The organism is Pseudomonas sp., assembly GCF_049645325.1.
GTDB lineage: Bacteria > Pseudomonadota > Gammaproteobacteria > Pseudomonadales > Pseudomonadaceae > Aquipseudomonas.
Window position 1 is genome coordinate 1 of the sequence record NZ_JBARTQ010000101.1, and the last position, 7,264, is coordinate 7,264.

8 protein-coding genes are annotated in these 7,264 nt (G+C 62.3%); 4 read left to right on the plus strand and 4 right to left on the minus strand.

Features of this window, described 5'->3' with window-relative positions; translation table 11 throughout:
- Positions 1–263 precede the first annotated feature (263 nt).
- A complete protein-coding gene (locus WBB95_RS04200; protein ID WP_424486441.1) occupies positions 264–1,703 on the minus strand; it encodes a hypothetical protein in 1,440 nt (479 codons plus the stop codon).
- A gap of 175 nt (positions 1,704–1,878) precedes the next feature.
- On the opposite strand from WBB95_RS04200, the gene yfcF reads away from it, so the two are divergent.
- Complete coding sequence (yfcF, locus tag WBB95_RS04205) at positions 1,879–2,511, plus strand: glutathione transferase (protein WP_424486442.1); 633 nt, start codon at positions 1,879–1,881, stop codon at positions 2,509–2,511.
- A gap of 3 nt (positions 2,512–2,514) precedes the next feature.
- Here the strand turns inward: yfcF and WBB95_RS04210 are convergent, their stop codons facing one another.
- Positions 2,515–2,760: a hypothetical protein gene (locus tag WBB95_RS04210; protein ID WP_424486443.1), complete on the minus strand. Its 246-nt coding sequence runs from the start codon at positions 2,758–2,760 to the stop codon at positions 2,515–2,517.
- A 143-nt stretch (positions 2,761–2,903) separates the two neighbouring features.
- Between WBB95_RS04210 and WBB95_RS04215 the strand changes: the two genes are divergently transcribed.
- Entirely contained in the window at positions 2,904–3,548 is a 645-nt protein-coding gene (locus WBB95_RS04215) for an ATPase (RefSeq protein ID WP_424486444.1), read from the plus strand.
- A gap of 45 nt (positions 3,549–3,593) precedes the next feature.
- Complete coding sequence (locus WBB95_RS04220) at positions 3,594–3,935, plus strand: hypothetical protein (RefSeq protein ID WP_424486445.1); 342 nt, start codon at positions 3,594–3,596, stop codon at positions 3,933–3,935.
- Positions 3,936–4,071: 136 nt separating this feature from the next.
- Here WBB95_RS04220 and WBB95_RS04225 read toward each other — a convergent pair whose 3' ends face one another.
- Positions 4,072–4,818 carry a creatininase family protein gene (locus WBB95_RS04225; RefSeq protein WP_424486446.1) on the minus strand — a complete coding sequence of 249 codons (747 nt, stop codon included), beginning with the start codon at positions 4,816–4,818 and terminating at the stop codon, positions 4,072–4,074.
- A gap of 30 nt (positions 4,819–4,848) precedes the next feature.
- Positions 4,849–5,577, minus strand: coding sequence for a murein L,D-transpeptidase catalytic domain family protein (locus WBB95_RS04230; RefSeq protein WP_424486447.1), 729 nt, complete (start codon positions 5,575–5,577; stop codon positions 4,849–4,851).
- A gap of 39 nt (positions 5,578–5,616) precedes the next feature.
- On the opposite strand from WBB95_RS04230, the gene WBB95_RS04235 reads away from it, so the two are divergent.
- Positions 5,617–7,203 (plus strand): L,D-transpeptidase family protein, encoded by a 1,587-nt coding sequence (locus WBB95_RS04235; RefSeq protein ID WP_424486448.1) that lies wholly within the window; start codon positions 5,617–5,619, stop codon positions 7,201–7,203.
- Positions 7,204–7,264 lie beyond the last annotated feature (61 nt).

A 7,264-nucleotide genomic window follows, 5' to 3' on the forward strand; every position in this document is an offset into this window, starting at 1 on the left:
CCGTTAACCACGATGGCCGCACGCAGGCTTGAATCCGTGGGCAACCCGGCAAGGATGCCGGGTTAGCCGCCCCGCGCCATGGATGGCGCGTGGCGGCGGCCCACGGATTCAAGCCGGAGTGCGGGCACACCGAGCTTAAGCGAGGTGCCGAGTGGAGGGGCAAGAGCGTTTTGCTTACTTTTGCGCTCCACCAAAAGTGAGCCGCTGTAAGAGCGGAACCAATCCAAGCCATCACCCAAATAACGGATATGCACAAAAAACCCCTAAACCCCCGCACGCACCAAACCCTCCTTACCCCCCGCCACCCGAAACCGACGTAAGCCCTTGAGGTCCACCGCCCAACGCAACGCCTCCGTCGCCGACGGCCGCGCCCCGCGAGCGATCGCGTCCTCGTTCTGCCCAAGCGCACCCAGATACCCCTGAACCCCACCGCGCTCGCTCCAATACCGGGTATGGCTGAACCACGACCTCGCCAGCCACCCCTTCCAGGTGCCCACGGTCACCGGCAAATCCAGCACCCCTGCACCCATCACCGGCTTGACCGGGCCGCCGACGATGTCACCAAACAGCCCGTACGGCGCCGGAAAATACAGGTTGGTCCAGCGCGTCACCGCAAACGCCGCCGCATGGTGCAAGTACTGCGGCGTAAACGGTTTATCGCCAAGCATCACCGGCTGGCGAGCGTTGTACCCGTAGCCCTTGGCATCTTCCGTGGGCGGGCAAGCCGGCGCTTCGCGGCGTTCCATGCGCTGCTTGAAATCACTCACGCTACGGCCGAGCAACAAGCTGGCGTGCGCCATCGGGCTGCCGACCGTCACCAGGTCGGTGATGCGCCACGGGTTGCCCAACCCGCGCTGTTCAACAAACGCAGCAGCTTGCAGCGCGCGAAAGTTAAGCGTGCTGCTCAGGCTGCCATCAAGTGCGGCGCCGGCCTTGTGCAGTGCCTCCTTGATCACCGGTTGCAGCGGCTCATGGTCGGCGTATCGCGCCGCCAGCTCCAGGTTGCTGGGGATGACCTTGGTCAACTGGTCGTGATACTCGTGCCACAGGTAGCCGACGATGTCGTAGGCAATCACGCTGCCCAGGCTGTGGCCCACCACGATGATGCGGTCGTAGTCGCCCTTGTTGTGAAGCGCGCGCAGCAACGCCACGCCGTCGGCACGGATCTGCTCACGCACCACCACGTTCTGCGGGTTGGGGCTAAGGTAACGGGCCGCGTCGCCGAGGTAGGACAGCGCGGAATAACGCAGCCCCAAGCCGAGCGCACCGAGCAACAGCGGGACGAAAGCGAAGGGGTTGGTGTCGTGATCGAATTGGCCCCAGGCCGTGGCGAGGGTGCCGGTGGCAATCAACAGCACGAGCACCATCACCGTCCAGCGCGTGGAGCGCCAGATCGGCACGATGGCGTCGGGAATATCGCGGCGTGGGCGTTTGAAGATGTCCCACAGCCAGCCCAGCAAATGGCCGACCTTGGTGCCCTGCATCTTGTGGGCCCAGTAATATTCGTAGAAATCCGTGCTGGTGCGCCCTGATGACTTCAACACGCGCAGGTCGAAATTGCGCGAAAGCCGGTCCGGTTTGCTCCAGTAGAACGGTGTGCCGTCAGGCGTATCCGCCGGGATCATCGCTTCGACGAAGCCGCGCAACGTATCCATCGGGCGCTGTTCGCCGATGCCGTGGATGACGACAACTGCTTGTTTCATGAGGTGATCATTCCTTGATAACGAGTGAGTAGCGGGGCGACCAGGCAGACTAGCCAATCGCTATGATTTTGCCACTACCGCCAGCATTCCCGCCAGGAATGCCCCCATAAAAACCGCGCATTGTCTTTCTGGCCGCACATCTCGTAGGTTGGGCTTCCACCCAAGGAGACCCACCATGAACCTTCCCTCGTTGCGCCTGTACGTCGACGCCCAGTTCACCAGCCCTTATGCGATGTCGGTGTTTGTCACCTTGCGTGAAAAAGGCGTGGCGTTCGACACGCTGACCCTGGACCTGGACACCGCGCAAAACCAGGCGGCGGACTTCACCACACTGTCGCTGACCCAGCGTGTGCCGACCCTGGTGCAGGGTGATTTCGCCTTGTCGGAATCCTCAGCGATCAGCGAATACCTGGACGAAGTTTATCCCGACACGCCGGTGTACCCCGCCGATCCGAAACAGCGGGCGAGGGCGCGGCAGGTGCAGGCGTGGTTGCGCAGTGACTTGTTGCCGATTCGCCAGGAACGCTCAACGCTGGTGGTGTTCTACGGCCAGACAATGCCGCCGTTATCGCCGGTGGCCGAAGCGGCCGCGCGCAAGTTGATCACTGCGGCGCAGGCGTTGCTGGCCGGCAACCCCGCGTACCTGTTCGGCGAATGGTCGATTGCTGATGTGGACCTGGCCGTGATGCTCAATCGCTTGATTCTGAATGGCGACCCGGTGCCGGCAGACCTGGTGGCCTACGCAGAGCGCCAGTGGCAACGGCCGTCGGTGCAGGAATGGGTGAACCAGCCACGCCCTGTGCTTTAGGGGTTACAGCCACTCTTGTGACACACGCCGGTCGAGGTCCTCCCAATCGGCCATGCCCAGCACCCGCGTGGTGTTCAAACCGCGCAGGTAGCCGCGCAATTGCTGGGCGCTGGCGTAGCGCTGATCGGTATCGGCGGCCTCATCCTGCAGCACGTTTTCATAGTCGACCAGGTAATCGGCGACCCGCTCGCGAAACTCCGGCAATACGGCTTCGCGGATGCGGTCGAAGGTTTTCTGGTGGGGCTTCATGGCGTGCTCCTTATAATTTTATCGAGGTCGGGATACGCGACACTATCGGTTCAAATGATAGTCACCATCAAGGATCGCAAGTTCTGTTTTTACGCTAAAGGAGGAGAATCACCCCATCGAAACGCTGTACAAGGAACTGCGCGATGAGGACGATTATCCAGCTTGGCTTAATGATGTTGATGCTTGGCACGGCAGTGCTGACCAACCCGGCGATTGCCGACGATCTGCGTACAAGCCATTTGCTGCCTCTCGTCGGTAGCGTAGACTCCCTGGCGCGCGCGCAGTCGGTGGGTGTGTTGTACAGCGAAAATACCCGCGACAACCTCAGCTACCTTGAACGCTACCACGCCACGGCCTTGAACGGCGCCAAGGATGACCTCGACGGGCGCATCCGCGAGGCGTTCGTCAACAGCTCCGACCCGGAACTGGCGATTGATTGGTTGATGAGTTCGTTGCAGGGTACTTTTTTATCGGTGACGGTCTATAGCAGCCTGGATGAACTGGTGCAGGCCCACCCGGATGTGGTGGTGATGCTCGATACCCATAACCAGTTGCTGACCCAGCGCAACGACGTGGTCGAAGCCAGGTTCACCGCGCGGTTCTATGACGCCGACCTGCAATACATCGCCAAGGCGCAAGGTTCGGTGCGCAAGCAGGTGGCTTCGGTCTGGGTGCATGACAAGGCGGCCCCCGAGATTGCCGCGCAAATTGAACAACAACGAGATGTACAGCTTGATGCCTTGAAGCAGTTCGACGCGTCACTCAAGGCCTTGGTCCGCGCAGGATGACCCGCGGATCGACGTGAACCCTTTTTGCTCTTTTCAGGAATGTTTATGCGCTCTTTTTTCGTCCCGGCCCTGGCTTTTTCTTCTTTGTTGCTGACCGGTTGCATCACGGCTCCAAACGCTCCGACCTTGACCTTGCAAACCGACAAGACGCCTGAAGGGTATCTGCAATGCGTGCTGCCCAAGCTTGAAAAACACGGCATCACCTTCACCGTGACGCAGAACTCGCGTCACGCCAAGGTGGTGTTGACCAGCAAGATTGCCGCCGATGATGTGCTGGAGGCCTACAAGTCCCAGGACGGCACCAAAGTGTTCCTGTACGAGCGCAAGCCGCTGGCCTCGGCGATCAAGCCGTCGCGGCTTGAACTGTCGGCGCAGGACTGCAAGTAACCCCAACCAGCACACGCACACACCCAAATGTGGGAGCGGGCTTGCCCGCGATAGCAGCGTGTCAGTCACTGATTTATTGACTGAATCACCGCCATCGCGAGCAAGCCCGCTCCCACATTTTGCTTCTCTGTTCGGCTTAGGGTTTTGCTTCGTTGCTGAAGGTGTTCACGGTGTTGACCAGCCCTTTGGCCGCCAACGCCACCAACTCACCGCCTTTTTCTACCGTCGCCAGGGCCGGGTCCGAACCCATGCGCCCGTCGGGGAAGCGTGCGCGGAAGTCCAGCGCTTCGCGGATCGGCCCGGTGTTGGCGATTTGCGGTGAGTAGTCGGCCGACTTGATCGACTCCGGGTAGGCCCACTGCGTCACTGCAATTTCCGACGGCGTGGCATGGCTGCCATGACCGACCGGGAATTGGCGGTGAGCCAGGTCGTTGACGCCTTCCAGGTCCCACCAGTTGACCAGTTTGAGCGCAAACCCGGCCGGGCGGCGGGCAAAGCTTGCCTCGGCGTACAGCTCGGAAAATGCCGCTTCGATGGTGGCGATGTTGCCGCCGTGGCCGTTCAGAAACAGGATCTTCTCGAAACCATGCCCGGCCAGCGAGCGCACCCAGTCGCCAATCGCGGCGATGAAGGTGGAAGGGCGCAACGAAATGGTGCCGGGAAAGCCCAGGTGGTGCTGGGCCATGCCGATGTTGAAGGTCGGGCCGATCAGGATGTCGGCGTTCTTCTGCGCCTCATGGGCGATGATTTCCGGGCACATCCAGTCAGTGCCCAGCAGGCCGGTGGGGCCGTGTTGTTCGTTGGAACCGATGGGGATCACCACCGTGCGGCTGCGTTCCAGAAACTGCCCGATCTCGATCCAGGTGGAGGTATGTAGAAGCATGCGACGCTCTCTTTTATCTGTGGGGACAGGCTAACCACCACGGATTGTACGACTACTCGCCACTTGTTGGGGTTTGCAGTTGAGGTACGTCGAAGACTTCAGCCAGCGCTGGTCCGGGTACCAGGAAAACATGAACTGCCCATCCTTGAGCTTATCCACCACCTGGCGCGCCACCTGCGGGCGCACGGCCGGGCAGCCCTGGCTGCGGCCGATGCGGCCTTCGCGCTTGCTCCACGCGGAATTCACGTAGTCGGCGGCGTGTATCACCAGGGCACGGTCGCGCGCCTGATCATTGAACCCCGGCTCCAGGCCGTCCATGCGCAACGAGTAACCGTGGGCGCCCAGGTAACTTTCCTGGGTGCGGAACAAGCCCAGGCTGGACTGGTGGCTGCCTTCGAGGTTGGAGAACTGGGTGGCGAAGTTTTCCCCGGATTTTGCCCCGTGGGCCACCAGGTCGCGCAGCACCAAGGTCCTTTTGCGCAAATCGAAGATCCACAACCGACGGGCGGTCGAAGGCTGGGAGTAGTCGATCACAGCCAGGCGGTCCGAGCGTTCCTCGCCATTATTGACTGCGCACTGCACCGCGCCCAGGGCGCTTTTCAACACAGTTGGATTGAGTTCTGGAGCCGAGCGCGCCAGGCTGCTATACAAAGTAGAAGGGGTGCCATTGGCGGCGAGCGCAGAATTGCTCAACACAGCCAGGCTCACGGTAGTCAGGCCCAAGGTGGTCATCCCCAGGCGGTACATGAAAGTCAGCATCTACAAAGCGTCCCCCGCTGTGGATTGGAGCCAAGTCAATTGTTCAAAAAACACGCATGTTACTTGAGCATTTGCCTGCTCGTTGCACCACTGGTCGCGACAGCCGATGAGCTGCCGGCCGAGCCTGTGCCGCTCGTCGCCACCAGCCCGGTGCAGCAAGCGCTCGCGCAACTGCCCAGCGTTTGCCCGGGCCTTGCCCCGCATATCGACGCCGCGGCGCTATTGCGCTTGCAAGCGTTCTATCAGCAGCAGGGTGATGGGCCGCTGTGGTCCGCCGATGAGCGCCGCCAGGCTTTGCAGTCTCAATTGCTGCTCTTGGCTGACGACGGGCTGGACCCCACCCACTATAGCTTGCCTGCGCCGGATGCCACGGCCAACGTGCTGTGCAGCGATATCGACACCAGCCGCCAGTACCTGCAAGCCCTGCAGGATTTGCACTTCGGGCGCCTGCAGCAATCGCGTTTCGAACCGTTGTGGCATTCCCAGCCACCGACCCGCGACCCGAATACCGAACTGCTCGCGTTCGCCGCCACCGGCCTCAGCGACATGGCCCAGGCCTTCGACCAGGCCCGGCCCAGCGCCGATCTTTACCGCAGCTTGCGCAACGCCTATTCCGCCGTGCGCCAGCAACCGTTGCCGCATTGGGACCCGGTCGGCAGCGGGCCGTTGCTGCGCCCCGGCATGGAAGATCCGCGCGTGCCGGAGCTGGCGCGACGCCTGGTCAGCGGCGGCTACCTGGCCAAGGCACCCGCCGGCAACAGCAAGCAATACCGCGACGAGCTGGTGAAGGCGGTCAAGGCCTTTCAGCTCAGCCATTCCTTGCAAGCCGACGGCGTGATCGGCGCCGGTACCGTGGCTGAGCTCAATATCAGCCCGGCCATGCGCCGCGACCAACTGCGCATCAACCTGGAGCGTTTCCGTTGGCTCGCCCAGGACCTGGAGCCCGAAGGCGTGCTGGTCAACGTCGCCGCCGCGCAGTTGAGTGTTTACCAGAGCGGCATCCCGGTGTGGCAAACCCGCCTGCAAGTCGGGCGTGCCGAGCGCCAGACGCCGCTGCTCAAGTCACGTATTACGCGGCTGACGCTCAACCCCACCTGGACCATCCCGCCGACCATCATGCGCGAGGACAAACTCCCGGCCATCCGCCTCAACCCCGAATACCTGCGCCAGCAAAACCTGCAGGTGCTCGACCCCGAAGGCCGGCCGCTGGCGCCCGAACAAATCGACTGGGCACGCCCCGGCAACATCCTGCTGCGCCAGGAAGCCGGCCCGCGCAACCCGCTGGGCAAGATCGTGATGCGCTTTCCCAACCCGTACTCGGTGTACCTGCACGACACGCCGAGCCAGCCGCTGTTCACCAAAGGGCCGCGGGCGTTCAGTTCGGGGTGTGTGAGGGTCGAACAGCCGCTGTTGCTGCGCGACCTGCTGGTGAGCCCGGCCGAACGCACGCGCACCGATGAACTGCTCGCCACGGGCGTGACCCACGAGTTCAGGTTGGCCACGCCGGTGCCGGTGTTGTTGGGGTATTGGACGGTGGAAGTGGATCGCCAAGGCGGGCTGGTGTACGCGCCGGATATTTATGCGCGAGACCTGGTGTTGATGAAGGCGATGGGGGCGGTGTTGTAGCAATGACCCGCTGCCTGCGGGTTGCTTTTATCGTGGTGAGCGGGCTTGCCCCGCGCTGGGG

Bases quoted from the DNA above. Each gene is read 5' to 3' on its own strand.
- WBB95_RS04200 (WP_424486441.1), bottom strand. From the start codon at position 1,703: ATGAAACAAGCAGTTGTCGTCATCCACGGCATCGGCGAACAGCGCCCG.
- yfcF (WP_424486442.1), top strand. From the start codon at position 1,879: ATGAACCTTCCCTCGTTGCGCCTGTACGTCGACGCCCAGTTCACCAGC.
- WBB95_RS04210 (WP_424486443.1), bottom strand. From the start codon at position 2,760: ATGAAGCCCCACCAGAAAACCTTCGACCGCATCCGCGAAGCCGTATTG.
- WBB95_RS04215 (WP_424486444.1), top strand. From the start codon at position 2,904: ATGAGGACGATTATCCAGCTTGGCTTAATGATGTTGATGCTTGGCACG.
- WBB95_RS04220 (WP_424486445.1), top strand. From the start codon at position 3,594: ATGCGCTCTTTTTTCGTCCCGGCCCTGGCTTTTTCTTCTTTGTTGCTG.
- WBB95_RS04225 (WP_424486446.1), bottom strand. From the start codon at position 4,818: ATGCTTCTACATACCTCCACCTGGATCGAGATCGGGCAGTTTCTGGAA.
- WBB95_RS04230 (WP_424486447.1), bottom strand. From the start codon at position 5,577: ATGCTGACTTTCATGTACCGCCTGGGGATGACCACCTTGGGCCTGACT.